At 71.4% G+C, this 25,115-nt stretch carries 30 protein-coding genes; 10 read left to right on the top strand and 20 right to left on the bottom strand.

The genetic code is table 11. The annotated features are described in order from the left end of the window. Position 1: 1 nt before the first annotated feature. The 6 genes from B5Y66_RS04090 to B5Y66_RS04065 form a co-directional block, all read right to left on the bottom strand. Positions 2-1,414, bottom strand: coding sequence for a tyrosine-type recombinase/integrase (locus B5Y66_RS04090; RefSeq protein ID WP_176168772.1), 1,413 nt, complete (start codon positions 1,412-1,414; stop codon positions 2-4). 237 nt (positions 1,415-1,651) lie between these two features. After that, positions 1,652-1,879 (bottom strand): helix-turn-helix domain-containing protein, encoded by a 228-nt coding sequence (locus B5Y66_RS04085; RefSeq protein ID WP_079571278.1) that lies wholly within the window; start codon positions 1,877-1,879, stop codon positions 1,652-1,654. A 187-nt stretch (positions 1,880-2,066) separates the two neighbouring features. Further along, entirely contained in the window at positions 2,067-3,527 is a 1,461-nt protein-coding gene (locus tag B5Y66_RS04080) for a replication initiator (RefSeq protein WP_176168771.1), read from the bottom strand. 98 nt (positions 3,528-3,625) lie between these two features. After that, positions 3,626-5,116, bottom strand: a complete 1,491-nt coding sequence (locus B5Y66_RS04075) for an FtsK/SpoIIIE domain-containing protein (RefSeq protein ID WP_079571272.1) — start codon at positions 5,114-5,116, stop codon at positions 3,626-3,628. Beyond that, positions 5,116-5,481, bottom strand: a complete 366-nt coding sequence (locus B5Y66_RS04070) for a hypothetical protein (RefSeq protein WP_079571269.1) — start codon at positions 5,479-5,481, stop codon at positions 5,116-5,118. Before B5Y66_RS04070 ends, B5Y66_RS04075 begins: the two co-directional genes overlap by 1 nt. Then, positions 5,481-5,915: a hypothetical protein gene (locus tag B5Y66_RS04065; RefSeq protein ID WP_079571267.1), complete on the bottom strand. Its 435-nt coding sequence runs from the start codon at positions 5,913-5,915 to the stop codon at positions 5,481-5,483. Before B5Y66_RS04065 ends, B5Y66_RS04070 begins: the two co-directional genes overlap by 1 nt. A 161-nt stretch (positions 5,916-6,076) precedes the next feature. Between B5Y66_RS04065 and B5Y66_RS04060 the strand changes: the two genes are divergently transcribed. Both B5Y66_RS04060 and B5Y66_RS04055 read left to right on the top strand, forming a co-directional pair. Next, positions 6,077-6,844, top strand: coding sequence for a GntR family transcriptional regulator (locus tag B5Y66_RS04060; protein ID WP_079571264.1), 768 nt, complete (start codon positions 6,077-6,079; stop codon positions 6,842-6,844). Positions 6,845-6,857: 13 nt separating this feature from the next. After that, on the top strand, positions 6,858-7,523 hold the full coding sequence (locus B5Y66_RS04055; protein WP_139820704.1) for a YdcF family protein: 666 nt from the start codon (positions 6,858-6,860) through the stop codon (positions 7,521-7,523). A 21-nt stretch (positions 7,524-7,544) separates the two neighbouring features. Here B5Y66_RS04055 and B5Y66_RS04050 read toward each other — a convergent pair whose 3' ends face one another. From B5Y66_RS04050 to B5Y66_RS04030, 5 genes are all read right to left on the bottom strand, one after another. Then, positions 7,545-8,354 (bottom strand): hypothetical protein, encoded by an 810-nt coding sequence (locus tag B5Y66_RS04050; protein WP_139820703.1) that lies wholly within the window; start codon positions 8,352-8,354, stop codon positions 7,545-7,547. 421 nt (positions 8,355-8,775) lie between these two features. Next, on the bottom strand, positions 8,776-9,534 hold the full coding sequence (locus tag B5Y66_RS04045) for a DUF3800 domain-containing protein (RefSeq protein WP_079571259.1): 759 nt from the start codon (positions 9,532-9,534) through the stop codon (positions 8,776-8,778). A gap of 399 nt (positions 9,535-9,933) precedes the next feature. Further along, a complete protein-coding gene (locus tag B5Y66_RS04040) occupies positions 9,934-10,209 on the bottom strand; it encodes a hypothetical protein (RefSeq protein WP_079571256.1) in 276 nt (91 codons plus the stop codon). Positions 10,210-10,635: 426 nt separating this feature from the next. Then, positions 10,636-11,199: a hypothetical protein gene (locus tag B5Y66_RS04035; protein ID WP_139820702.1), complete on the bottom strand. Its 564-nt coding sequence runs from the start codon at positions 11,197-11,199 to the stop codon at positions 10,636-10,638. A 31-nt stretch (positions 11,200-11,230) separates the two neighbouring features. After that, positions 11,231-11,803 (bottom strand): GNAT family N-acetyltransferase, encoded by a 573-nt coding sequence (locus tag B5Y66_RS04030; RefSeq protein ID WP_079571251.1) that lies wholly within the window; start codon positions 11,801-11,803, stop codon positions 11,231-11,233. 128 nt (positions 11,804-11,931) lie between these two features. On the opposite strand from B5Y66_RS04030, the gene B5Y66_RS04025 reads away from it, so the two are divergent. The 3 genes from B5Y66_RS04025 (at position 11,932) to B5Y66_RS04015 (ending at position 13,780) form a co-directional block, all read left to right on the top strand. Continuing rightward, entirely contained in the window at positions 11,932-12,600 is a 669-nt protein-coding gene (locus tag B5Y66_RS04025) for a Type 1 glutamine amidotransferase-like domain-containing protein (RefSeq protein WP_079571247.1), read from the top strand. An 84-nt stretch (positions 12,601-12,684) separates the two neighbouring features. Beyond that, entirely contained in the window at positions 12,685-13,008 is a 324-nt protein-coding gene (locus B5Y66_RS04020) for a hypothetical protein (protein WP_079571245.1), read from the top strand. A gap of 61 nt (positions 13,009-13,069) precedes the next feature. After that, the gene (locus B5Y66_RS04015; protein ID WP_079571242.1) at positions 13,070-13,780 is read left to right on the top strand and encodes a hypothetical protein; all 711 of its coding nucleotides are present in this window, start codon (positions 13,070-13,072) and stop codon (positions 13,778-13,780) included. On the opposite strand, the gene B5Y66_RS04010 is transcribed toward B5Y66_RS04015, so the two are convergent. Genes B5Y66_RS04010 through B5Y66_RS04000 form a run of 3 tightly spaced genes read right to left on the bottom strand, consistent with a single transcriptional unit; the run spans position 13,762 to position 15,348 of the window. Next, positions 13,762-14,361, bottom strand: a complete 600-nt coding sequence (locus B5Y66_RS04010) for a dihydrofolate reductase family protein (protein ID WP_079571239.1) — start codon at positions 14,359-14,361, stop codon at positions 13,762-13,764. The genes B5Y66_RS04015 and B5Y66_RS04010 overlap by 19 nt on opposite strands. 49 nt (positions 14,362-14,410) lie before the next feature. Then, a complete protein-coding gene (locus B5Y66_RS04005; RefSeq protein WP_079571236.1) occupies positions 14,411-14,947 on the bottom strand; it encodes a P-loop NTPase family protein in 537 nt (178 codons plus the stop codon). A 41-nt stretch (positions 14,948-14,988) separates the two neighbouring features. Beyond that, a complete protein-coding gene (locus B5Y66_RS04000; protein WP_079571234.1) occupies positions 14,989-15,348 on the bottom strand; it encodes a hypothetical protein in 360 nt (119 codons plus the stop codon). A 254-nt stretch (positions 15,349-15,602) separates the two neighbouring features. Here B5Y66_RS04000 and B5Y66_RS03995 point away from each other — a divergent pair, with 254 nt between their 5' ends. Next, positions 15,603-16,151 carry a hypothetical protein gene (locus B5Y66_RS03995; protein WP_079571231.1) on the top strand — a complete coding sequence of 183 codons (549 nt, stop codon included), beginning with the start codon at positions 15,603-15,605 and terminating at the stop codon, positions 16,149-16,151. Between the two features lie 6 nt (positions 16,152-16,157). Here the strand turns inward: B5Y66_RS03995 and B5Y66_RS03990 are convergent, their stop codons facing one another. Beyond that, a complete protein-coding gene (locus B5Y66_RS03990) occupies positions 16,158-17,222 on the bottom strand; it encodes a serine hydrolase domain-containing protein (protein WP_176168770.1) in 1,065 nt (354 codons plus the stop codon). A gap of 84 nt (positions 17,223-17,306) precedes the next feature. Here B5Y66_RS03990 and B5Y66_RS03985 point away from each other — a divergent pair, with 84 nt between their 5' ends. Both B5Y66_RS03985 and B5Y66_RS03980 read left to right on the top strand, forming a co-directional pair. Next, a complete protein-coding gene (locus B5Y66_RS03985; protein ID WP_079571226.1) occupies positions 17,307-17,840 on the top strand; it encodes a PadR family transcriptional regulator in 534 nt (177 codons plus the stop codon). 98 nt (positions 17,841-17,938) lie between these two features. Continuing rightward, positions 17,939-18,556 carry a PAS and ANTAR domain-containing protein gene (locus B5Y66_RS03980; RefSeq protein ID WP_176168769.1) on the top strand — a complete coding sequence of 206 codons (618 nt, stop codon included), beginning with the start codon at positions 17,939-17,941 and terminating at the stop codon, positions 18,554-18,556. Between the two features lie 18 nt (positions 18,557-18,574). On the opposite strand, the gene B5Y66_RS03975 is transcribed toward B5Y66_RS03980, so the two are convergent. The 3 genes from B5Y66_RS03975 to B5Y66_RS03965 all read right to left on the bottom strand — a co-directional run bounded on the left by B5Y66_RS03975 (position 18,575) and on the right by B5Y66_RS03965 (position 21,330). Beyond that, positions 18,575-19,282 (bottom strand): GAF and ANTAR domain-containing protein, encoded by a 708-nt coding sequence (locus B5Y66_RS03975; RefSeq protein WP_079571221.1) that lies wholly within the window; start codon positions 19,280-19,282, stop codon positions 18,575-18,577. A gap of 82 nt (positions 19,283-19,364) precedes the next feature. Beyond that, a complete protein-coding gene (locus B5Y66_RS03970; protein ID WP_079571219.1) occupies positions 19,365-20,036 on the bottom strand; it encodes an ANTAR domain-containing protein in 672 nt (223 codons plus the stop codon). A gap of 10 nt (positions 20,037-20,046) precedes the next feature. Next, positions 20,047-21,330, bottom strand: coding sequence for a glycosyltransferase 87 family protein (locus B5Y66_RS03965; RefSeq protein WP_079571216.1), 1,284 nt, complete (start codon positions 21,328-21,330; stop codon positions 20,047-20,049). A gap of 113 nt (positions 21,331-21,443) precedes the next feature. Between B5Y66_RS03965 and B5Y66_RS03960 the strand changes: the two genes are divergently transcribed. Further along, complete coding sequence (locus B5Y66_RS03960) at positions 21,444-22,811, top strand: Nramp family divalent metal transporter (RefSeq protein WP_407656362.1); 1,368 nt, start codon at positions 21,444-21,446, stop codon at positions 22,809-22,811. A gap of 107 nt (positions 22,812-22,918) precedes the next feature. On the opposite strand, the gene B5Y66_RS03955 is transcribed toward B5Y66_RS03960, so the two are convergent. Next, positions 22,919-23,401 carry an NUDIX domain-containing protein gene (locus B5Y66_RS03955; RefSeq protein WP_079571211.1) on the bottom strand — a complete coding sequence of 161 codons (483 nt, stop codon included), beginning with the start codon at positions 23,399-23,401 and terminating at the stop codon, positions 22,919-22,921. A 246-nt stretch (positions 23,402-23,647) separates the two neighbouring features. Between B5Y66_RS03955 and B5Y66_RS03950 the strand changes: the two genes are divergently transcribed. Next, complete coding sequence (locus tag B5Y66_RS03950) at positions 23,648-24,892, top strand: acyl-CoA dehydrogenase family protein (RefSeq protein ID WP_079571207.1); 1,245 nt, start codon at positions 23,648-23,650, stop codon at positions 24,890-24,892. 56 nt (positions 24,893-24,948) lie between these two features. On the opposite strand, the gene B5Y66_RS22465 is transcribed toward B5Y66_RS03950, so the two are convergent. After that, on the bottom strand, positions 24,949-25,107 hold the full coding sequence (locus B5Y66_RS22465; RefSeq protein ID WP_176168768.1) for a hypothetical protein: 159 nt from the start codon (positions 25,105-25,107) through the stop codon (positions 24,949-24,951). Between the last annotated feature and the right edge of the window lie 8 nt (positions 25,108-25,115).

Genomic DNA, 25,115 nt, shown 5'->3' with positions numbered 1-25,115 from the left:
TTCACTCCGTTTTCCCTTCCGGGAGAGAACCCGTCGATGCCGTGGCGCCACCGGGACGGAGCCCGTGAATCGCCACGACGGTCGCCTCTCCGAGTCGCTTCAGCGAGCCCGCCGTGACCAGCACGAGGCGATCCCCAGGAGCCGTTGCTTCCCACTCCTTGAGCACGATGGGGTACAAACGGGCAACGGCCACCTCTCCTGCTGCCACGGCAGTTCGGCTAGCGAGGATGAGCGGGGCTTCCCTGACGTCGCGGTACAGCAGGGCGTCCGGATATCGCAGGCCATCCCATTGCGCGCGGTATCCGGACTGGATCGGCCGAGGGTGCGCGTCGCCAGCTCTGCCCGCCATGCGGAGTTCGACGTCGACGGTCACCGAGTGTCTGACCAGGCGTGACCAGCCGAAGTCGGTCGGTTCGGCCATCACGGTGCCGCCCCCTTCGGTGCATCGTCCGTCGCGGATGCCGAAGCCTGAGTGACCAGCTGATCGATCACTTCTCGCAGGTCCGGCGCCACGTGGGTCCGCTTCACATAGTGCCGCACGGGTGGTGCCCTCGTCGGCGTGGCCAAGCAAGGCGGTCGCGTTGGCGATGGTGGTCGAGTTGGCGACCTGGGTGGCGACGGTGCGGCGGAAGTCGTGCGGCGTGACCTTGGTGCCGATGGCGGCCTGGGCGTCGCGGAGCTGGTCGCGGATCCGGCTCGGTGCGCGCGGCGTGGCGTTGGTCGACGGGAACACGAGGTCGTCCGGCCCGCCGTCGAGCCCGAGGTCCAGCGCCTCGGTGATGGCGGCGACGACGAAGGCCGGCAGCGTGATGGTGCGCCGCGACGTGTCCGACTTGGGCTTGGACTGCCGCAGCAGCCGGCCCTCGACTCGAACGATGGTGCCCGTGACGGTGAGCGTCGGGACCGGCGCGTCGAGGTCGAGGTCCGCCTCCCGTAGCGCCAGGCACTCACCGATCCGCAGGCCGGTGCCGAGCATCGTGTCCACGATCTGCGGCAGCAGCGTGATATTCCGGCGACCTCGAGGAAGCGCGGGACGGTCCTCCCACTCGCGCACGGCCTTGCGCAGCAGGGCGATGTCCTCCAGCCCGAGGGCACGGACCTCGTCGCGTCGCGGCTTGCGCACCGTCACGGCGTCTCGCACCGGGTTGAACGGCGCGGCCCCGTACCGGACGCACATCATCATCACCTGCGACAGCACGTTGCGGGCCTGCCGGGCGGTGTCGAACTTCCGCGCCGCGCTCAGCGCCATGAGCACCCGGTTCACAGCGACCGGGGTGACCTCGCGCACCCGTAGCGCGCCGAACGCCGGACGCAGGTCCCGCTCCAGCACGCCGAGATACGTCGCGAGCGACTGCGGCGTGATCTGACCCTCGACCTGCTTCTCTGACACCCACTGGTCGAAGACGACCGTCATCCGGGACTCCGGCGTGATCGTGGCACCGCCGCCGCTCGTGCCGTCCGTGCTCGCACGGTGCAGCCTGTCCTCCAGGCGACGCTGCGCTGCGGCACCGGACGGTCCACGGGACTCGTACTTGTGGAGCACGCCCGTGAAGTCGCGGTAGAGCGCCTGCGCCCGCCAGACGCCGGGGGAGATCTCACGGCGGCGGATCTGCCCCCAACGTCCCGGCTCGATGGGCTTGCGAGGCATCGGTCAGCCAACCGCGCGGTCGTCGGTGACGCGATCGAGCCACGCCTCGACGTCGTCGGGCCGATAACGCAGCCGGGCGCCGACGCGGACCACGTTCGGCCCACCGCCGCGGCTCGACCATGCGTAGACGCAGTGCAGGCTCACGCCCAGGTACTCGGCCAGCTCGTCCGGCGTCATCAGGCGCCGACGGGTGGTCGTCCGGTCGATCTGGCTCACGCTCGTGGTGCTCATGGTTCTTCCTCCTACGCCGTCGTGGTGGACCTGCAGATCACTTCTTCGAATGCCTTAGCTCGGGTCTGGACCGGTGAGCTAGCGTCATGCCAGCCCGCCCAAGGCGCGCCCAAGAGGTAAAGGCGCGTCCTGCCCGCAGTTGGAGAGGGTGGCTGCCCGTTCGAGCCGGGCCGGGTCCAGGAGTCCCTCATGCTGCGGGCGTGATCGGGACTTCACCGCCGCGGGTGCGCGCCTTCCACTGTGCGTACTCGCGAGCACGCGCGGCTGCGGCGTCGGCGAGAGCCTTGTCTCCGGGGTTGGTCCAGCCGGTGCCGGCGTAGGTCCAGTGCCCGATGACGAGCGTGGTGTCTTCGTCGTCGGCGAGGAGGCGGTTCTCGAGGTCGGCGGTGTCCATCGGGGTGCCGTCGCGGTCGGCGTCGGCCTTGAGCTTCTGGAACCGGGCGCGAGCCCGGCGGAGGTGACCGAGCGGGATCGAGTAGCGCTGGGACTTGCTGGAGAAGTGGCCGCGGAAGCCGAGCATGTGGGCCCACTTGGCGAGCAGACGGTATGGGCTGTCGGCGCAGTGGCCGCAGAGGCAGCCGTCGTCGTCCTCGGGGTCCGGGCCTGCGAGCCCACGGCACGCGGTGCGGGCGCGTTCGGCGAGCCAGCGGCAGGTGCGGATGAGGCGCTGGTGGTGCGGTCGCGGCGCGGACGGGTCGGTGCCGGTGCCCTTGGTGGAGTACTTGGCGAGGTAACCGGCTACCTGTTCGGGGCGCAGGTCGTCGGTGCCATCGTCGTTGTCCGGCACGCCGGAGCGCACGCACCGCACGTCGAGCTGCTTGCCGAAGCGCAGCACGCGCGGGACGTCGCCGCCGTCCACCGGGGGAGCGGTGACGACAACGGCCTGGGCGGCTTCCTTGGCGGCTTGCGCCAGGGCCTCGCCGTCGAGGGGTGCGGGGGAGCCGGGGCCGTCGGGTCCGTCGAGGCGGATGAGGGCGTGGAAGTGCACGAGGCCGCGCACCTGGTACTCGGCGACCTTGGCGAACTGCACCGACGCGACGTCGCGCAGGGCGGATTCGCGGACTCCGAGCAGGTCTGCCACGTGGCGGCGCAGGGCGATGGTGAAGCGGCGCCACAGCTCGGGGGCGTGCCACTGCCACACGACGGCGGAGTGCCAGTCGTAGCAGGCGTCGCACAGCGGCCCACCCACGATGGGGTCGGTGTCGGAGTGCTGGGCGGTGCACGAGCGCGGACGGCCGTGGGCGCAGATGCCGGTGCCGTGGGGTCGGCATCGTCCGCCGCGGTGCTTGCCTCCGGTGCCGTGGACGTGGCCGAACGAGGGCGCTGTGAGGGTGGCGAACACGAGCGGGTTGTCCGCGACGGTGTCGGGGACGCTCTTGCCGCCGAGCAGGCCGGCGCGGATCATCTCGAACGTGTCGCGGGCGTAGACGCGGGAGCAGGCGGGGCAGACGGACTCGCGCCGGTTGCCGCACGCCCGGTACAGGGTGCCGAGCGGGGCTTCGATGGAGCTGAACTGCGACAGCACCTCACCCGTCGCCGCGTCGATCGTGGTCGAGGTGCCCTGCAGCCGGATGGGGTGGGAGCAGTAGCCGGTGCGGGCAGCCGCTTCGGCGAAGGCGCCCGCCGTGCGGTCGCGCAGGCGGGCCACGATTCCAGCAGCCTGCGCGACCGTGAGGTCGGCCAGGTCGAGGGGGACCTCGGGGGAGTGCCCCCAGAAGCCCTAAGCCGTCGCCGTGGCTGCGTTCATCAGGCGACCTCGGCGTCCTGCTCGACGGTCGACCTGCGGGGGGACCGCTTGCGCGGCGTGCGCGGACGCGGCGCTTTCTCGACCGGCTCGCCGGGAGCCTCAGCCGGGAGGTCGTCGCCCGCAGGGGAGTCCGTCTCGGCTTCGGTAGGCAGCGGGGGCGCAGGCGGTGCCGGGTAGGTGGCAGCGACCATGCGGATGAAGTCGTCGGCCCAGTAGTCCGTGCGCACGCGCTCGACATGTCCGTCGTCCCCGACGAGGTACCCGGCGCCGGGCATCGTGGTCGCGACGTGGTGGGCGGGCGCGGCGGAGGCCATGCCCTCTCCGAGAACCATGCGCGTCTCGGACGCGGACGCCAGGCGCAGCGCGATGGTCTGGGTGAACAGATCCCGCATGCCCACGGTCTCCTTGCGCGGGTCCTGCACGAACGCGACGACCATGACCCCGAACGCGCGCCCCTGGGTCAGGATCAGCTTCAACAGCGTCGCCGCCTCGTTGACGACGTCCTTGGAGGCGTAGGCGGTCAGCACGGCGAGCTCGTCGATCATCAGCACGTGCACGGGGTCACCCGGCGTCGGGGTGAACGTGCGCGACAGGCCACGCATGACGCTCTGCCGGTGGACGATCACGCGGTGCAGGTCGCCGAGGAGCCGGACGGCGTCTGGCTCGTTCATGGCGACGTGGGAGAACATCGGCGCCCCAACCGAGACCTCAACGCCGCCCTTCAGGTCGACGCCCCACAGCTGGACCATCCCGGCGTGTGAGGCCGGAGCGAGGTTCCCAGCGATGCCCCAGAAGATCGACCCCTTCCCTGATCCGGAGCGGCCGACGACGAGGGTGTGCCGGGCTGTGAGATCGAGGTGCCAGGGTGATCCGTCCGAGGTGCGCCCGAGGGTGACCGCGCCAGTCTCGATCGCGGACGGGATGACCGGCAGGGTCGGCACGTGCAGCAGCTCGCGCATCGTCAAGACCAGCTCGAGCCACCCGCCGCCGATCCGGCGAGTCTCGACCGCCTCGGCACCGACCGACGTCGCAATGGCTTCGGCCGCGGCGGCGACGTCGTCGACGGTGTGCCCGACGCGGGCCCGGACCCGGAAGGTGAGCGTGTTCGCCGAGGTGCGCACACGGCGCAGGCGGGGGATCACCCGTGCCCCGTCGTCGGAGTCCGAGGTCGCCAGGCCGCAGCGGTCGGCAATCGTCGACCATCGCTTGCGCAGGTGACGTCGCCATCCGCGACGCCGGATCGGCCCACCGAGCACCGCCTCGTAGGTCAGCGGGTGCACGACGGACCAGACCGCGCGCAGCAGGCAGAACGCCGGGACGCACCAGATGACCGCGTAGCCGGCGAGGCGCTGGTCGAGGATGAGCAGGACGTTGCCCAGCACGACGCAGGCCAGCAGCAGCCGCCAGGACCGCAGCGTCCACCAGACCAGGTGCCACGCCGCCCCGGCGGCCGTCCGGGTGATGGCCCACGCCGTGCCGAGCGCGTCCATCACGCCGCCTCCGCCTCATCAGACGGGCGGTCGTCGAGGTCGTCCCACCACGGCTCGGTCGGAGGGAAAGCGCGCACCGGGCGGACGAGCTCGCCGGCGTAGTGCACCGCGAATCGCGGCTCGATCCCGGACATCGAGGACCAGACCGTGAACCCTCGGGCGTGGTCCTCGGGCGGGTACTCGGTCACCTCGCCCAGGGACAGCAGGCGGGCCAGGTGCTCGGCGTCTGCCTGGGAGTCGACGTGCACGCTCACGCACGTGCGCCCCAACGCGAGATAGCCGACCCGGCCGCCGACCCACTCGACCAGGTCTCCGGCTACCTGCAGCAGCTCCGCGGGAGCGAGCCCGCCAGTGGGCGCGGACATCAGGCCGCAGCCTTCGCCGTGGGCGGCTTCGCGTCCGTGAGGTCCTGTCCGGGAGCGACCATGCCCGACGCCCGGAACGACCAGGACAGGCGCGGGCGCGGACCGGAGTCGTCGATCCAGGGCAGCGCGGTCAGGCCGGTGAACTCCACGGGCGTCCACGGCAGGGGAGAGGTGTTCTTCGGCGGGACCGGCTGGACCTCGGCCGCGAACTTCACGCTCACGCCGATGTCCTTGCGGTTCGCGTCGTCGTCGGCATCGATGACCGTGCACTGCCACAGAGGCAGTCCGGTCTTCTTGTCCCGCTGCTGCGGGCGGGAGCCGTCGGCCCGCTTCTCGCCGTTGAAGTCCGCGACCGGCTCCACGTAGCCGCGCAGGAACGCCCCGTTGGGGAAGACCATCGCGTGAGCGATGGGGAAACGCTTGGCAATCGCCATGACTGCTCTCCTTCGATGCGTGCCCGTCCGGGCGACCCCTCCCGATTAGAGGTGGCTCTAATTGGACGGTAGCACTCAGGCTGCGATAGAACCACCTCTAACAGCAGATCGTGCGCCACCAGTGCGGATACCGCTAGCCTTAACGGTCAGGAGGTGGCGACTTGGCCCACGGCTACAAGGAACTCGCGGCGGTACTGCGCGACGGCATCCAGAGCGGGCAGTACCTACCGGGCGCGACGCTGCCCAAGCAGGCCGACCTGGCCGACGAGTACGGCGTCAACATCAAGACCGTCCGCAACGCCGTGGCACTGCTCGAATCAGAGGGGCTGGTCACGCCGGTCCGGCGACGCGGGACGGTCGTGAGGTCACGCCCGCCGATGCGACGCCTCGGCTCCGAGAGGTACGCCAAGAGCAATTGGAAGTTCGGCGACCGGGTCGCGTTCGTGGCCGACCGTGAGGCCAGCGGCCAGACCTGGAAGCCGACCGACCAGACGCAGACCGTCGAGCGCACCACCGCACCTGCCCAAGTCGCCGAGGCGCTCGGCATCGAGCCGGGGGACGAGGTGTACGTCCGCGCCCGCACCGTCCGGCAGGGCGGCGAACCCACCCACACACTCACGAGCTACTACCGGATACAGGACGTGCAGGGCACCCCGCTCGTCGACCCCAGCCCCGGCCCGGCCGGACCTGGTGGAGGCTTCGCCGTGCTCACGCTGCAAGGGCTCGAGCCAGACCACGTCACCGAGACCCTGACAGCGCGCATGCCCACGCCCGATGAAGCACAGGCACTAGACCTGCCAGCTGGTGAGCCCGTGGTGATCCTGCACCGCGTCACGCGGACGAAGGACGGGCGGGTGGTTGAGTACGCGGAGGGCGTGCACGCTGCGTCGCGATTCGCCTGGACCTACTCATTCAAGATGCCCGACTGACGGACGGAGCCTCATGAGCGTGATGGACGATGCCCAGATCCTCTGGGACTACCACCAGCTGCACCACGAGCCCCGCAACACCGACATCGGCATCGGTCTCGGAAGCCATGACATCGGCGTCGCCGAGCATGCCGCGGAACTCTGGCACAAGGGACGCTTCCCGCTGATCGTCTTCACCGGTGCCAACGCGCCGACGACCGTCCAGGTCTTTCCCCACGGCGAGGCCGTGCACTACGCCGAACGGGCACGCGAGCTCGGAGTGCCAGCCGACGCGATCCTGACCGAGACGCGGGCGACCAACACCGGCGAGAACTTCACCCTTACGCGTGAGCTGCTGGACGCCCTAGGGATCCATCCAGCATCAGCCACGATCATAAGCAGGCCGTACCAGCAGCGCCGCGCCTACGCGACGGCCCGCAAACTCTGGCCCGAACTCGACTTCGTATGTTCGGCCCGCGCGCAGTCGCTCGACGGCTACATCGCCGCCATCGGCGACGTCGACCGCGTCCTCAACATGCTCGTAGGCGACACCCAGCGCATCTGGGTCTATGCCGACGCTGGATTCGCCGAGAAGCAAGCGATCGATGAGCGGACAGTTAGCGCCTACGACCGACTTCGAGGCCGTGGCTATACTTCTCGAATCATCCCGGATCTGCCGATTGATCCAGCTTCGATGTGAAGAGCAAATTGCGTCTATCGGTCAAACCACCGAAGCCCACCCGGGTGTAAACGGGAAGAGCGTGCGATTTCCGCCTGTGAATGGACTCGTGTCGGCAGGGCGCAGCGGGAGTTCGCGTGCCTCTACCTGGTATCGATCGTCATTTGAAGAAAGCTGCTTGGCGACATCCTTGTCGACGCGCACCATGTTCAGCCGATACCTGGCAGGCTCGAGTCCCTTCCCCCAAGGCGCTGTGCGGTCCGCCTTCCTGTGAAGGGCCACGCGCATTCCGCGCGCGACGTTCCTCTTGCCCGCGACGCCCACAAGGAATGCTTCATCGACCAACTGGGGATGAAGCGAGTACAGGTGTCCTTTTCGGGCAATGTATCGGCGTCGCGCAGCTGTCCAAAGATTGTGCACCGCGATGGCGACGAGCTGGACGATCAGGAAGTCTGACTCAATATCGACGATGTCGGTCTGCGCTGCCCAAGCCTTGCTCGGATACTCGCGCAAGAGGTAGGTGACCCCGCGGCCCTCCGCGACGTCCAACGATGGACCGCCTTCGCTTGACATACTCCACTTCGCCACTTCCCCTGGCACGCCAACAAGGCCATGCTTCGCCGCGTTGTAAAGCGACGCCTGCTCCAGGATGCGCTCGGAGGTTCGGCGCACCAGTTCTTTGAGCGCATCGACCGACTGCGCCCACTCGTCCTCGCTCATCGCAACACCAGAGGTCCCAAGGTCGCTCCCGCCCAAGAAGACCTCTTCAATTTGGGCCGGACGCCACACGTGAGTCGCCTTGGCGTACTCGGCGGCCTTCGACTTGACCTCCCGAAAATCCAGTTTGGCCACCTTTAGCCAAGGGCAATCAGACTTCTCCGAGTGCGCAATGAAGAGTCTTAGCAAGCTCTCGCTAGCATGATGAACTAGCATCGTACTTTCGAGAGCGATTGCCTGCTCTCGCTCCTCGCGACTAAACGTATAGGAGTGCCCGGATTCTAACAATCCATACGCCCAGGGCGTCGACTCGGTCGATTCGTCGTCTTGATTGTGCATTGTTACGAGAGTGTGAAGTCTGAAGCGCAGGTATGTGGCGGGGTCCGACTCGTAGAGCGTTGCGTTCAGTTCCGGAAATTGCTCGCTCGCTAGTGTCGCATGAGGGGCTGAGTTCTGATTCGCTCCGCCCTGTGCCTTTCGTGTAATGATTGCCACCAACTTCCCTCGATGTGTTGAAGCGCCCCTCTGCGCGGCCTTATGCGAGATTCGCGGACATCTATGGAACGGCCGCGGGCGGAGGCGCCTGCGGTGGCGGCCATGGCATGCGATAGGTAGCCGTGGCTTGACCTATTGCTTCGGCCATTCGGTTGACGGCAGCCGCGGCTTCGGGATGTCCTTGGCTGTCCCGATCCGCACGCTGGAGTATGTACGCGACGATGTCCGCAAGCTGCACGCCTGAGCTGTGTATTGACTCTACAAAGTGCATCGAGTCGATGATCGTGTTGAGGCGCTCTCCTGGAACAACTCCCACACTCCACTCTTGGAGGTCCGCAACCATTTTAATCGCGCGAACTCGCTCTTGTTTGGCTTCGTCGGCTATTAGTACGCGGAAGGGTCGGGGCGGCGTCCATGGCCATCGGTCGAGTTTTTCGAGCATGAACTGAAGTGCGAGGCGATAGGCTTCGCTGTCGTAATGCCCATCGTATTTGTCCCGCAAGGCCTCCTTGTTGATCGTGGCGTGGACGACAGATAATTCTAGTTCTGCAAGCAGGCCGATCAGCGCCTCGAGGGTTCCGAGAAGTTCTGTGGGAGATTTTGAGTGCCAGTGTGACCGCCCGTGCCAAACGTCCACTCCGTGGAATTCGAACTCCGCGGGCCGCCAGCCAAGGTGGGTCATTGCGATTTCGTACATGCGTTGGGCCAGAGGTCGCACCATGGACTCGTCAACGACGACGGCGACTAGCCGCAGGTAGGGCTGCTCCTTGGCGCCCTTACCTACTGAGCCTGTTTCGTCTATGTACACCAACTCGGCCACAGGGAGAGCCTGTCACAGATGGCTGGTCGCAGTCGGGTGAAGTCGACGGTACCTGGCCGGTTCGGTCTCGGGCGCCGGAGACCAGTGACCAACTTCCGAATCGAGGCCCGCACGCGTCGAAGGAGTGCACGACGCTTTGCGATCTACGAGTCGGGCGGGTGCCCCTTGCGCGCGGTGTTGAAGTGGACTGGTGTCGTGAAGAGTTTCCTTACTGACTCAAGCGCGCGGCTCCGCCGCGGGCCGGCCTCCCGGGCGGGGCCCCGCGCTCCGGCGCTTCGCGCCTCCGCGCACCCCACCCGTCCGGCCGGCCTGGACGACGAAGGCGGCCCCAGTCGCCCCGGTGCCGCCCTCTTCGCATGATTCCGAATCGCCCGATCCGCCAATGGCCGATGTCCGCTGCTACAGCCCGTCGATCGCGCCGCCCAGGTCGCGGCCGTACGAGCCCCAGCAGATCACCGCACCGCGGGCGTCGGTCTGTCCCATGTACCAGTCATCGTCGTCCCGTACGAGGACCAGACCCCCAACCTTGACGATCGCCGAGGGCTGGAGGTGGACGCGGATACTGCCGTCGTCGAAGTGCGCGTCCCGGTCGAGCGACAGCTCGGTCGCGGTTGGGTCGTTCGCGTAGTCGCGCACCCGTTCGATGGTCCAGCCGTCCCCGAGTTCAGAGCTCATCTGGGAATTGTGCCGCCCGCTGCACCGTCTCACGGTCCGTCTCCGCACCGACAGCCGAGCATCCGGCCGGCTCCGGACCGCGTCAAGGGCGCCTACGGCGCCGCTACGCGATGGCCTGCGGCCACCCTTGACCCGGACCTCCGCCGACCTCTGGTGCTCCGCTATCGGTACGGCGCCTCCGAGTGTCCCCACCCGCCGAGGTGCCGACAGGTCGCCGGATTGCCTCCGTTTTGGAGGGCGGATCGGTGCTGGCGGGAGCAAACCGATCCAACGGGCGGCGCCGTAAAAGACCAGGTCAGATGCCAGAACGACCCGGGCGAGCAGGGTGGGCCAACGCGCCGTTTTGAAGCCCACCGCTACCGCTCCGAGACAATGGCCCCTGACAGTCAGCGTGCCGGTCGGGGACCCTTCGTCGTTCCCGCGCGTTCACTCCGCGCGGGCGGCTTCCGTCCCGAGGGTCGGGCGGCGCTGGGACCGTGGCGTCCACCGACGCGGCCAGAGAGCGTGGGCGCAGAAGAAGGCCAGCAGGAGCCATCCCACGAGGAGTAGCACACCGTGCGGCTGGTAGACGGCGAGCTCGATGCCGTCGGCGTCCACGGTGTCCGGGTGGCCCAGCACGAATGCCGTGACGATCAGCGCGGCGCCGAGGAGTGCGCCGAGCAGCATGAGCTCACCGTTGCCCCGCCACCATGCACGGAGGCGCGGGACGAGCCGGAGCGGTACCCCGACCGCGAGGGCGCAGCCCGTGGTGACCAGGGCGATGACGGCGCTCCAGAACAGCCACCCGACCACGGACAGCAAGTCCTCGTACGGGCCGGAGAGCACCGCGACCACGAGTCCGGTCGTGAACATGAGGGCGAACGTCGCGACGGCCTGCGCGCCGGCAACGGCTACTGCCGACAGCACCCCGCGAGCCCGCGTCCAGTCCTTCGACGGCACGGTGGGGGCGGACAGCTGCGGACGCGGCCCAGGCGCCCCTTGGTGCTCCACGGCGGCGAGCATAGCGCTGGCGCGGTCCACGTCAGTGCGCCGGCGTCGCCACTTCCAACGGCTGCCACTCCCGCCTGAGCAGCCCGAAGACCCACGAGTCGGAGACGTCGCCGTTCACGACACAGTCCTCGCGCAGCGTTCCTTCACGCACGAACCCGAGCTTCTGCAGGACGCGGGCGGAGGCCGCGTTGCGGGTGTCGGTCTCGGACTGGACCCGGTTGAGGTCGAGCGTGTCGAAGGCCCACCGCAGCAGGGCATGGGCGGCCTCCGTCGCGTAACCGTGACCCCACGTCGCCTCGCCGAGGCAGTAGCCCAACGTCGCGGAGCGGAAGTCCGGGTACCAGTCGAACAGGCCGCACCAGCCGACGAAGGCGCCGTCGGAGGCCCGGTCGATGGCCACCCGGGCCCCGGTCCCGTCCTCCTCGATCTTTCGGCACATCGCGACGAAGCGGTCGGCGCGTGCCCGGTCGGTCCAGGGCGGGGAGTCCCAGTAGCGCAGCACGTGGGCGCTGCTGTGCAGCGCGAACAGGTCGTCGCCGTCGGCCTCGGTGAAGGGTCGCAGTCGCAGACGAGCGGTGGGCAGCGTGGGGGTGGCCAACGACATGCGCACCATCCTGGGCTTCGGCGACGCGGGGGAACAGCGAATACCCGGTCCGGCCGCTCCGCACCGCGGCGATGAGTCTCCGACCGCGGCCCCGTCTGCATGATGTCCGTCGAACCGAGAGGCGCGCCATGAAGCTCTTGCTCACGTCCGCAGGCGTCCGGAACCCGAGCATCCGGGCCGCGCTGGACGACCTGCTCGGGCGGCCGGTCGCCGACTGCACCGCCCTGTGCATCCCGACCGCGCTGTACGGGCACCCGTGGGTCGGACCCGGGCTCAACGCCTGGAACTTCATCACCGGGACCACCGACCACATGACCGGCATCGGCTGGAAGTCCGTCGGCGTGCTCGAGCTGACCGCGCTGCCGAGCATCCCGCAGGAGCGCTGGGTGCCGCTGGTGCGGGAGACCGACGTCCTGCTGGCCGCGGGCGGCGACGCCCTCTACCTCGCGTACTGGATGCGCCGTTCCGGCCTGGCGGACCTGCTGCCCTCGCTCGACGACAGCGTGTACGTGGGGATGAGCGGCGGCAGCATGGTGATGACGCCGCGGGTCGGGGAGGAGTTCGTCGGCTGGACGGCGCCGGACGGCGACGACGTCACCACGCTCGGCGTCGTCGACTTCTCGATGTTCCCCCACCTCGACAACCCGGAGCTCCCGGACAACACGCAGGCCGCGGCCGAGCGGTGGGCCGCCCGCCTGGGCGGGCCCGCGTACGCGGTCGACGACGAGACGGCGTTCGTGGTCGACGGCGGCGTCGTCGACGTCGTGTCCGAGGGGACGTGGCGGAAGCTGGCCTGAGCCGCAGCCGCGGGGCGCTGTACCTTGGCCTGCGGCCCCCGACGCGGGTCGGCCGGACCCTCGATCCCAGGAGAGCACCACCGCATGGCGACGGACCAGCACGGATACCACGACGGGCAGGGCCCGGACCCGCTCCGTGCAGCAGCGGTGATCGGCGTCGCCCTCATCCAGGCCGGGCTCGCGGGGCTGTTCGTGACCACGTGGTGGCGACACGCCCAGAACATCGTCGCGTCGCCCGAGGTGGGGTCGGCGCTGTGGCGGGTGCTGTCCGCCGTCCTGTTCGTCTGGGTCGTCGTCGCGGAGGTCCGTGGGCTGGTACGGGGCCGCAGGTCGCCGTTGCTGGTGGTCTCGCTCGCCGCGGCCGCGACGGTCGTCGTGGTGCTGCTCGAGGTGCTCGCGCCGCGCTGACGCGGTGCCCGCGGGCAGAAACAACCTGACGGCGCGGGCGCGCACCACGGATGCTGGGCCCGTGCTCCCGACGCTCGCTCCCGACACCACCGCGGCCGAGGCGCGCGCCGCCCTCGACGAAGCAGGCTGGCGGGAGGTCGGCACCGGCGACTGGGCATGGGTGCTCGCCTCCCCCGACGACCGGCTCGCCGCGCGCGTCACCCCGTTCGACCCGGCGTTCCGGATGTTCGCGGACTCGTGCCTCACGGGGCGACCGAACCCGTTCCTCGTGCGCATCGACGACGTCGTGCCGCTGCGCCGCAAGGGCTACGTCGTCGTCATGGAACGCCTGCACCCGGCCGACGAGGCGCAGGCGAAGGGGCTCGTCGCGTCCCTCGGCATCGCCACCTCGACGGACCCGGCGCCGGACGACGGCGAGTCCGCGGCCCTCGCCGACCACCCCGACGTCGTCGACCTGCGGCGCCGGATCCAGGAGCTCCTCGCCGAGGGCGCGCGCCGCTTCCGGCTCTGGGGCGGCGCCGACGTGAAGCCCGGCAACGTGCTGCAGACCGCGGACGGCCGCCTGCGGCTCACCGACCCCGTGTTCGTGCGCGGGTTCGACATGTTCCGGGCCATCCGGGACGGCCGCGGCGACCTGCTCGGCGACTTCTCCCGCGCCGACCTGGAGGACTTCCTGACGATCCCGGTCTTCGAGCCCGGCCCGGAGACCGACGCCCTGCGCCGCACGGTGGCCGGCCTCGCGCTGGGCGACGCTCAGCGCATTACGTCGTAGACGACGTGCACCGCCGTCGTCGACGGCGTCACCGTCCGCTGCACGAGTGTGTGCCCGCGACCCCCGACGAACAGCGGCGTCCCGTCACCGAGGACGACGGGGGAGAGGTGCAGGCTCAGGACGTCGAGCAGGCCCGCGTCCAGCGCGGAGCCGACGGTCGCGCCGCCGCCCATGAGGACGACGTCCCGGTCGCCACCGCCGGCCTCGGCCGCGTCGCGCGCCTGGGATACGGCGTCGCGCAGCCCCATGGTGACGAAGGTCCAGAACGACAGGCGGGTGCGGGCGGGCGGGTCGCTCGTGACGACGAAGAACGGCGGCCGCCCGACCTCGCGCGCGCCGTACCCCACCTCGTCGTCCCAGCCCTGCGGCCCGTCGACGACGTCGAACAGGTGCCGCCCCAGGACGACGGCGCCGCTGCTCGCCGTGGCCGTGCGCAGCTGCTCCCGGTCGACCGGGTCGTCGCTGAACGCCCACGCGTGCAGCGCCTCGCCGCCGTCGCCCAGGCCGTTCTCGGGCCCAGGGTTCGGGCCGGTGACGAACCCGTCCAGCGAGATCGAGATGTCGCCCACCACTCTGGTCATGGGTGGTGGACCCCCGCGGCGGCCGGAACTCGTCGCCGGCACGCGTGCCTCAGCGAGCGCCGGCCAGGAAGACGTCGACGTCGTCGCGCGACCGCAGCCGGCGGAACTCGAGGTGCGCGTGCGCGGGGTCGGCCATCGCGGCTCCGTACCGCCCGGGGTAGCGGTCCAGCTGCTCCCACGACCAGCGGACGATGGAGCTCTTGCGCCACGGCGCGAGGACGTCGCGCCAGGGCTGCCGGTTGCCGGTGCCCGGCCACAGCTCCGTGCGGTCCAGCGCTCGCGCCAGCGTGCGGCGGTACACCTGCGTCATGACGGCCCACCGCGGCGGGTCGAGCCAGACGACGGCGTCGGCGCGGGCCCAGACCTCCTCCTGCAGGCGCGAGTAGTTGCCGTCGATCACCCAAGCGTCCGAGGCGATCGCGGCCCGGGCGTCGGCCTCGAAGTCGTCGCGCGGCCGCGGCGTCCAGTCCCGGCCCCAGAACATCGCGTCCAGCTCGACGTGCGGCGTCCCGAGCCTGTCCGCCAGGCGCCGTCCGAGGGTGGACTTCCCCGATCCGGCCGCCCCGACCACCGACACCCTGCGCATCGCGGCAACCTAGCAGCCCGTCTCGGTCCAGGGTGGCCGGCTCAGCCGACGACGTCGACGGCCGCGAACGGGTCGGGCGCACACGATGCGCTGGGGTCGATCTCGCAGAGTGTCTTGGCGCCCTGGAGGTCGACGGAGATCCGCGCCTCGCCGACGGGCATGTCGTCCGGCACGCGGACGGTGGCCTCTGCGGCACCCGCGTCGTCGGGGTCGAGGACCACGAGGCCGGCGGAGTAGTAGCGGCTGCCGCGGTCGTCGTTGCCGGTCCCGTCCACCCGCGAGCCGATCGAGATCTCGTACCGAGCACGGCCCGGTAGCGTCGAGGAGCACTCGGGATGGTGCCCGACCCCGCTGATCATGACCTGGACCGCGTCGCCAGCGGTGACGCTCGTCGGAGTCACGACAGGGTCCTCCGGGGAACAGTAGGCGGTGGGGCGCAATGCATCCGCGACGCTGCCGCACCCGGCGAGCGTCGCCGCCGCGGCGACGAGGGCGACGGCGCGCCCGTGCGGACGTCTTCTTCGGCTCGACATGGCCCGAACGTAGCGGGACGAACCCGTCCGTGGGGATCCTGGGGAGGAGCCACGCCGACGGCGCCTCGCGAGAGCGCGCCGTCGTACGATCCGTGAGCCCCCACGAGCCCGCGGAGCCCCTGATGAAGCCACGACCGTCGTCGTCCGTGTCCGTCCCCGCACCGCGGTCGGAGGATGACGCGTGGGCGCGGTGGGGCACGTGGTGGCTACCGCTCGGGCCGGTGCTGGTGGCGTCCTACGCGACGGTCATGGTGCTGACGATCCTCGTGCTGGAGCCGCTGGCGGCGATGCCCGGCATGACGCCGGCGCAGATCTCCGCGGCGCTGGCGGCGGAGGGGATGACGGTGGCGGGCAAGGTGCCGTTCCTGGTCGGGTGGGCGGTGCTGGGCGTCGCGCTGTCGGTCGCGGCGTGCGCCGTCGCGCTCCGACGTCGGGTGGCGCCCGACACGGCGGTCGCGCTCCAGCTCGCCGTGCTCGCCCTGGGCGCCCCGGCATTCTTCTGGGGTGGGTTCGACATGGGCATGGACCTGGCAGACACGTTCGGCATCGTGGGCGGCTACCACTCCGCCGTCCCGCCGCCCCTGTATGCGATCAGCGGCTGGGCGCTCGCGGCACTGGTCGTGCTGCAGGTGCCGCGCGTCGTCAGGCTGCTGCGGGCCGGGCGCGGCTGAGACGGGTCAGCTTTCGGCGAGCAGGCGCGCGATGCGGGCGTGCAGGGCGAAGGACTGGTTCATCCGCCGGTAGGCGTGGAAGTTCAGCACCACGTGGGCGTCCTGCCGCGGGTAGAAGAACATGTGGGTGGCGAAGTGCCCGAGCCCGCCGACGGGCTCGGGCAGGCCGCGCAGGAACGGCGGCGTGAACTCGCCGAACCGGACGGTGACGATCCCCGCGCCGTAGTGGATGCCGCGTCGGCGCCGCCGCCGCGGCGTCGTCATCCAGCGGAGGGTGTCGCGGGAGATCAGGCGCCCGCCGTGCAGGGCCTGCTGGAAGCGCACGAGGTCGGCGGGCGGGGCGACGATGCCGCCGCCGGCCCAGTCGAGGCTCATGCTGAGCGCGTGGCTGAGCTCGTGCCGGCCGAGCCAGAAGGGCGCGACGTCGAGGCCGTCGAGGTCGGCGGGGGTGCGCGCGTCGCCGTACGGGGTGGAGCTGCGCTCCATGCCGCTGGGCCCGAGGACCCGGTCGCGCAGGGCGGCGTCGAACGGCTCGCCCGTCGCCTCCTCGACGATGCGGCCCATCAGCACGTACACGGTGTCGCCGTAGCGGAACCGCTCGCCCGGACGTCCGACGGCGGGCAGGCGGCGCGCCTCGTCGAGCAGCGCGGCCGGCGACCAGTAGCGGTCGGGGTCGGCGGCGGCGGTCCGGACGGACACGCCGGTGCTGGTGCCCCGCGGCGGCTCGAAGTAGTCCGGCAGCCCGCTGGTGTGCGTGAGGAGGTGCTCGAGGGTGACGTCGGTGCGGACGTCGACGCCGGGCGCGACGGGCAGGCCGTCGAGGTCGGCCCCGGGGAGCAGCTTCCCGACGGGCGTGCCGAAGCGGAACCGGCCCTGCTCGACGAGCGTCGCGACGAGCGTCGCCGTCATCACCTTGCCGACGCTCGCCGCATGGAAGGGCTGCGCTCCGCCGGACTCGAGCTCGAGCCTGGGCGACACCACCAGCACCTGGGGCGGAGGCATCGAGGACCGTCGTCGAGCGCCGCGCTCCAGCGACGCCCGCAGCCGTTCGACCGCGTCCTGCCGTGTCATGGGGAACCCCTTCGTCGCGGGAATATCTCTCATAGACATGTCTACTAGACAGGTCTATGAGGGTCAACGGTTTAGGGTCGGCTCATGGCGCACGTGATCCTCGGTCTGCTCCTGATCCGCCCGCAGAGCCTGTACGACCTCGTCAAGGGGTTCGAGGCCGGGGTCTCGCTCTTCTACAGCGCGAGCTCCGGCAGCATCCGGCGCGCGCTCGAGACGCTGCTGGGCGGCGGGCTCATCGAGGTGGACGGTCCCGGCGCCCGCGGCCGCAAGACCTACCGCGTGACCGACGCGGGGCGGGCGGAGTTCCACGCCTGGATGACCGGCCCCGTCACCGGGCCGGACGCGGAGGCCGCCGCCCTTCCGCGGCTGTTCTTCCTCGGCCTGCTGGAGCCCGGCGAGCGGGCGCAGGTGCTGCCGCACCTCACCGCGCGGATCGAGCGGGACGTCGCCCGCCTCGAGGTGGTCGAGGAACAGCTCGACGCGCAGGAGGTGCCCGACGAGCTCCGCGACGTCTTCACCTACCAGCGGGCCACGCTCGACTACGGCCTCGCTTCCGGCCGCTTCGCCGTCGACTGGTTCCGCCGCTACGCCGAGGAGCGCGGGGCCCCGGCGCCGTGAGCGACCCGCGGTGCGCTTGCTAGAGTCGTGCCGCCGGTCAAGCAGTGGCCGGTCCGCTCTGAGCAGTGTCGGAGGCGACCTTGCCCACAGGCACCACCGTGTCCGCTGAGCCTTCGGGCCTCCGCTCGCCACGCCTGGTGGGCTCCTACCGCCTCGACCTCGCGTCCGGTCTGTGGACCTGGTCCGACGCGGTCTACCTGCTGCACGGCTTCGAGCCGCACGAGGTGGTGCCCACCACCGACCTCGTCCTCGCTCACACGCACCCGGAGGACCGGGACGACGTGCGGGTTGCCCTCACGGCGGCGCGGGCCGGCGGCGCGTTCTCGAGCGTGCACCGCGTCGTGACCGCCAGGCGGCGCGAGCTCACGGTCGCCCTCGTCGGCAGCGTGCGCACGGGGGCCGAGACCGGCCCCGACGAGGCGACCGGCTTCTTCCTGGACCTGACGGCCGCCGTCGCGGAGCGGGCGCGAGACCGCGCAGCCGCGGACATCCGTGCCGCGGCCACGAGCCGCGGCGTGATCGAGCAGGCGAAGGGCGTGCTCTCCGTCGTGTACGACGTCGAGATCGACGGCGCCTTCGAGCTGATGCGCACCGCCTCGAACGACCACAACGTGGCGGTACGGGAGCTGTCGCGGGTGATCGTCGACGTCGCGCACCGACGCGACGTCGACCGTCGCGCCGCGCTCGACCTCGTCCTGGGCGGGGGCCGGGGCTGACCGACCGCAGGGGGTCGCTCAGCCCTCCTCGGACCGGCGGGTCTCGACCGCGCCGGCGTCGTCCGCGAAGCTGAGGCGCCGCGCGACCACGTCCTCGGCGACCTCCTCGAGGGTGCTGCCCCGGCCGAACGCGTGCGCGCGCAGGACGGCGAGGGCGTCCGTCGGCTGCACGCGGAGCTGCGCGGACACCATGCCCGTGGCCTGGTCCACCCGCGCCCGCGCCGTCCAGCCGAGGCGGTCGATCTCCCCGAGCACGGCGGTGCCGATCGCGTCCGCGAGGAACTGCGCCTCCTCGGCGTCCCGGGTCAGCTCGTGCCCGGGCCCGACGACGAGGCCCAGCACGCCCACCGGTTGCCCGCCGACCCGCATCGGGACGCCGAACCAGACGCCGCTGCCGGCGGCCTCGCCGGCCAGCTGGGAGAACAGGGGGAACGGGTCGTCTCCCAGCGTGGCGCCCAGGGGTGCGGAGACGATCCGGTCGTCGTCGAACGCCCGGCGCCCGGGTCCCTCGCCGAGCACCTCCTGGATGCTCTCGACCCGTGCCGCGGAGGCGTTCGTGCTGGTCACGGTCACCTGCTCGCCCGGCAGGGTCGCGAGGGTCAGGCTGCCGCCCCGCGCGCCGAGGATCGTCGTGCACGCCCGGCACATCCGCGACGCGACGGACGCTTCGGCGTCGAGGCCCGCGAGGGTCCGCGCGAGCAGGCCCAGCAGCTCGGAGGTGTTCACCGATCGCTCCGTCCTGTCGCTTCCGGCCCAGTTTTCCACCGATGTCCGATGCACGACACGGCGCGGAGGAAGTGGTGGTCGATCAGCGGTCGAGGTCCCCGATGGTGTCGCCCGCGCTGCCGAGGACCAAGGTCCGGACGATCGCCTCGGCGACCTCCCGCTCGCTGAGCCCCCGACGGTCCGCCGCCGCCCGCAGCGTGCCGCGGGCCTCCTCCTCGGGACAGTCGTTCGACGCCATGATCGCGCCCACCGCCTGCTCCACCGCCGCCCGGTCGGACATGGTGCGGTACAGGCCGGCGACGGCGTCCCCGAGGTCCGCGAACTGGAGCTGCAGGCGCACGGCATCCGCCGCGAGCCCGGCGTGGCCCACGGCGGCGTCGACGAGCCCGGCCGGCCAGTCGCCGGCCGCGCGGCTGTACACGTTGATCGCCACGCGTACGCCGGGGCCGACCTCGGCCGGGACGGCGAGCGCCTGGACGAAGCCCTCGGCCTCGGCCGCCGCGCGCCACGCCTGCCACCCGGGCACGTCGTGCGGGACCGCGGTGGTCAGCACCGTGCCCTGCCGCATCGCGTCGATGCACGGGCCGGTGTCGGCTCGCGCCTCGGCCTGGTCGCACCGGCCCGCGCCCGGGGTGCTGCTGCCGGCGCGCAGCGAGATGCCGTGCTCGCGCAGGCTGATGCTCGCCTCCACGCCGTGGCCCAGCACGGTCGCGGCGCGCATCGCGCACTCGTCGAGGTAGTGGGACAGGGCCATGGACCTCACGCTACCCGGGCCCCGCGCCGTCGCGCCCGAGCTGCGCGATCCGCCACACGGCGCCGACGAGCAGCACCACGAGCGCCAGGTTGCGCAGCGCCTCGATCACGACCATCGCGGGCTCGCCGGCGAGGAACTCGCCGTACGCCACCGGGTAGACGACCTGCGTGCCGAGCGCGGCCAGCAGCACCCCGACGGCGGGCGGCCCCCACATCCGCCGCGTGCCCGGTCCGGCGAGCGCGAGCGCGGCGGCCAGCGGCGGCCCGATCCACGCGACGAACTGCGGGGACCCCACCTTGTTGAACACGATGAGGGCGAGCAGCAGGGCGGCGGTGCTGAGCAGCAGGACGTCGCCCGCGTGGTCGGGTCGGTGCCGCGCCGTCCACCACGTGAGGGCGGCGATCAGCAGCACCGCGACGGGCAGCAGCCAGTCGAGGGTGGAGGCGACCTGACGGGCGGCGTCGCCCTGCACCTCGTAGGTGAAGATCACGTCGTTGTAGTCGATCCGTACCGACGGGTCCCACAGCCGCGCCACGCTGAACCAGGTGGCGAACACCGACTCCGCCTGCAGGGTGCGGGCCTCCTGCTGGCCGAACACGCTGAACGCGCGCTGCCCGGCGCCGCCGGCGAGGGCGAGCCCGACGACGACCGCGCTGACCACGGCGCCCGGCACGACGACCTGCCGCAGCAGGTCGCGCCAGCGGGCCCGCGTGGCGGCGAGCGCCACGACCACCGCTCCCGGGGCGATCTTGATCCACGCACCCGCCGTCGCGACCGCGGTCGCCAGCGTCGGGCGGCGGGCCGCCACCACCAGGGAGACGAGGATGAGCGGTGCGACGACGCCGTCCAGGCGCCCGAGGAAGATCGGCCCCAGGCAGAGGAGGAATGCGAACCACCACCAGGCGCCGAGCACCCCGCGGGGGGTGGAGCGCACCAGGACGACGGTGGCGACGGCGTCGAGCGCCACGACCATCGCCGTCCAGGCGATCTCGTACCCGAGCAGGCCGTGGGTCACGAGCGCGGGCAGGGTCACGGGGACGAGCGCCCCGACGGGGTACACCCAGTCGTAGTCGAGCACGGGCCACTGCCCGGTGCTCAGGCCGTTCCGGGCCCACCACTCGTAGAGGGTGACGTCGCCGTAGATCGTGTAGCCCCAGGTGATGGCCTGCTTCACCACCCACGCGTGCACGGCGACGAAACCGAGCGCCAGCAGCCACCGGGAGCGCAGCGCGGCACCGAGAGGGCCGGGGGCTCGCCGCGCGGGGGTGGTCTGCGTGGATGGCACGCCCGACATGGTGACAGACCGACCTCCGCGCCGCCCCGGGAGGCCCAGGGGGGATGCGCGATGCGGCTATCGACGTCTATGGTTTCGGGTATCCGAAAACCGGCCGACCTGGAGGAGACCCCGTGAGCCGACCGAACCTCGCGCGCACCGCCGAGGCCCCGCCCGACGACGCTCCGCCGACCCGGCGCAGGGCGTCGCGGGGCGGCGCGCGCCAGGCCCGGCTGGTGACCCTGCTCGGCCCGGCGTTCGTCGCCGCCATCGCGTACGTGGACCCGGGGAACGTGGCGGCCAACCTCACCGCGGGGGCGCGGTTCGGGTACCTGCTGGTGTGGGTGCTGGTGGCTGCGAACGTCATGGCGGTGCTGGTGCAGTATCTGTCGGCCAAGCTCGGGGTCGTGACGGGGCGCTCGCTGCCCGAGGTGCTCGGTGAGCGGCTCTCCCGTCGAGGCCGTATCGCGTACTGGGTGCAGGCCGAGGTGGTCGCGATGGCCACCGACGTCGCCGAGGTGATCGGCGGCGCCATCGCGCTGCACCTGCTGTTCGGCGTGCCGCTGGTGCTGGGCGGGATCATCACGGGCGTCGTGTCGATGCTGGTGCTGACCGTGCAGCAGCGCCGCGGGCAGCGCGTGTTCGAGACGGTCGTGACGTCGATGCTCGCGGTGCTCACCGTCGGGTTCTGCGCCGGCCTGTTCTTCGCGCCGCCGGACCTGGGCGCGGTGCTCGGCGGCCTCGTGCCGAGGCTCGACGGCCCGGAGTCGGTGCTGCTGGCCGCGTCGATGCTCGGTGCCACGGTCATGCCGCACGCGATCTACCTGCACTCCTCGCTCGCCCGCGACCGCGTGCGGCACGACGCGCGGGTGCAGCGGCGGCACGCCCTCGCGGCCGGGGCGGGGGAGGGGGAAGGCGACGAGGCCGTGCCCGCGACGCCGTCCCCGCCCGTGGTCCGCCGCCTGCTCCTGGCCACGCGGTGGGACGTCGTCGCCGCACTGGTGCTGGCGGGCGGCGTGAACATCGCCATGCTCCTGCTCGCCGCCGCCAACCTGCCGGGCCGCACCGGCACCGACTCGATCGAGGGCGCGCACGCGGCCATCGAGTCCTCGCTCGGCCCGGCCGTGGCCGTGCTGTTCGGGGTGGGGCTGCTCGCGTCGGGGCTGGCGTCCACGTCGGTGGGCGCCTATGCGGGCGCCGAGATCATGTCCGGCCTGCTGCACGTGCGCGTCTCGCTGCTGACCCGCCGGCTCGTCACCCTGGTGCCCGCGATCCTGCTGCTCGCGACCAGCATCTCGCCCACGTGGCTGCTCGTCGTGAGCCAGGTGGTGCTGAGCTTCGGCATCCCGTTCGCGATGATCCCGCTGGTGCGGATCACCCGCGACGCCGGCCTGCTCGGTAGCTTCCGCAACGGCCTCGCCACCCAGGTCGCGTCGTGGGCCGTGGCCGCCGTGATCGTCGCGCTCAACGTCGCGCTGCTCTGGCTGACCTTCACCGGCTGACGTCCGCCGACCGACACGGTCCGCACCGTGCCGAGGTAGTTCAGCCCTCCGCGAGGTAGTTCCGGGCTCCGTGAGGTAGTTCAGAACTCCGCGAGGTAGTTCCGGGGCTAGCGGCCGAGCGCGGCCTCGAGCCGGTCGACGAGCGCGGCCTGGGCGCTGACGACGAGGCGCCGCGCGTCGTCTGGCCCGAACCATGCGACGCGGTCGATCTCGGGGACCTCGATCCGGCGACCGGACCGCGGCGGCCACTCGATCTCGACGGTGTTGCTACGGGCGGTGTCCAGGTCGGGCCACGGGGACGGCCACTCGCGGGCCCAGGCGAGGACGCGCTTGCCCGACTTCTGCCGCACCTCGCCCAGGTCGACGTCGGGGGACGACGGCGCGGGGAGCGGGAGCCCGAGCTCCTCCGCCGCCTCGCGCAGCGCGGCCGCGCGCGGCTCCTCGCCCGTCTCGAGCTCGCCCTTGAGGACGGTCCACGCGCCCTCGTCCTTGCGTGCCCAGAACGGGCCGCCCATGTGCCCGATCAGCACCTCGATGCCGCCGTCGGTCGTGGAGCGGTACAGCAGGAGGCCTGCGCTGGTCGTCGCCATGGCCACAGTGTGGCCCGGGCCCGGACTACCTCGCGAGGATTTCGAACTACCTCGCCGAGGTCTGAACTACCTCGCGGCAGGCCGTGCTACCTCGGCAACATCGTTGAGACGGAGTATCGCTTGACGTGAGACGCCGTCGCGAGTGACGATGGGGGCAGATCGGCGTCGTCAATCCACCAGCCTTGGCGACGCCGATCATCCTTCTCACCGGGCCCGCACGGACCCCCGCGCAGAGAGAGGTCGTCGATGACCCGCCCCACCCCCGTCATGCCCGGCGTGACCGCCCCCGACTACGACCTGTCGCAGCCGCTCGACCTCGACTACGTCGGCGCCTTCGCCGACGTCGCCCCTGACGAGCGTGCGCACCAGCTCGCCGTCCGCGCCTTCGTCCAGGCCGAGGTGCTGCCCGTCATCGACGGCTACTGGGAGCGCGCCGAGGTCCCGTTCGACCTCGTCAAGAAGCTCGCCGAGCAGGACTTCCTGCGCGACGGCGTCGACGTGCCCGGCCGGCCGAAGATCTCCTTCATGGCCGAGGGCCTGGCCAGCATGGAGATGTCGCGGGGAGACGGCTCGGTCGCCACGATCTGCGGTGTCCAGGGCGGTCTCGCGCTGCGCTCGATCGTCATGCACGGCTCGCCGGAGCAGGTCGAGCGGTACGCCGGGCCGATGGCGCGCGGGGAGATCCTCGGCGCGTTCGCGCTCACCGAGCCCACCCACGGCTCGGACTCGGTCTCGCTCGAGACCACCGCCCGCAAGGAGACGCGCGACGGCGTCGAGGGCTACGTCATCGACGGCGAGAAGAAGTGGATCGGCTTCGGCTCCTGCGGCGACATCACCGTCGTGTGGGCGCGCCTCGTCGGCGAGGACGGCGACAACCAGGTGCACGGCTTCGTCGTCCCGCAGGACGCTCCCGGCTACACCGGCACGACGATCGAGGGCAAGCTCTCGCTGCGCGCGATCTGGCAGGCGCACATCGCGCTCGACGACGTGTTCGTGCCCGCCGACGCGGCGCTGCCCGGCGCCACGTCGTTCAAGGCGACCGCCGCCGTGCTGTTCGCGACACGCCTCGCCGTGGCCTGGTCCGCCGTCGGGCACGCGGTCGCCTGCTACGAGGCGGCCGTCGCGTACGCGAAGCAGCGCATCCAGTTCGGCAAGCCGCTCGCCGCCAAGCAGATGGTCCAGGAGCGGCTGACGCACATGCTGTCGCTGGTCACGCAGATGCAGCTGCTCGTCGCCCAGACGACGCGTCTCGCCGACGCCGGGCAGCTCTCCGGCGAGCAGGCGTCGCTCGCCAAGTACACGACGACGCGGCAGGCCCGCGAGGTGGCGTCGATCGCCCGCGACATGCTCGGCGGCAACGGCATCCTGCTCGGCAACCGCGTGGCCCGGCACTTCGCCGACATCGAGGCCCTGCACACCTACGAGGGCACCGAGTCCATGCAGGCGCTCATCGTCGGTCGCGACATCACCGGGGTCTCCGCCTTCGCCTGACACCCGGCTCTCGACGGGGCCCGCGCGGTGCGCGGGCCCCGTCGTCGTGTCCGGGGTCAGCGGTCGAGATCGACCGTGACGACGTCGGGGAGCCGCAGCCCGCCCCAGGACGCGCCGGCGGGCGCGCCCGGGGCGACGCGACCGACAGCGACGAGCCACGCCGTCAGCAGCATGCCGTGCGTGGCGCCGACCAGGTCATGGCCCGCGGCGTGCACCTAGGGTC

Source organism: Krasilnikoviella flava, from assembly GCF_900167525.1.
GTDB lineage: Bacteria > Actinomycetota > Actinomycetes > Actinomycetales > Cellulomonadaceae > Isoptericola > Isoptericola flavus.
The sequence above is the reverse complement of the archived record's forward strand: the minus strand, read 5'-3'. Positions and strand labels throughout refer to the sequence as shown.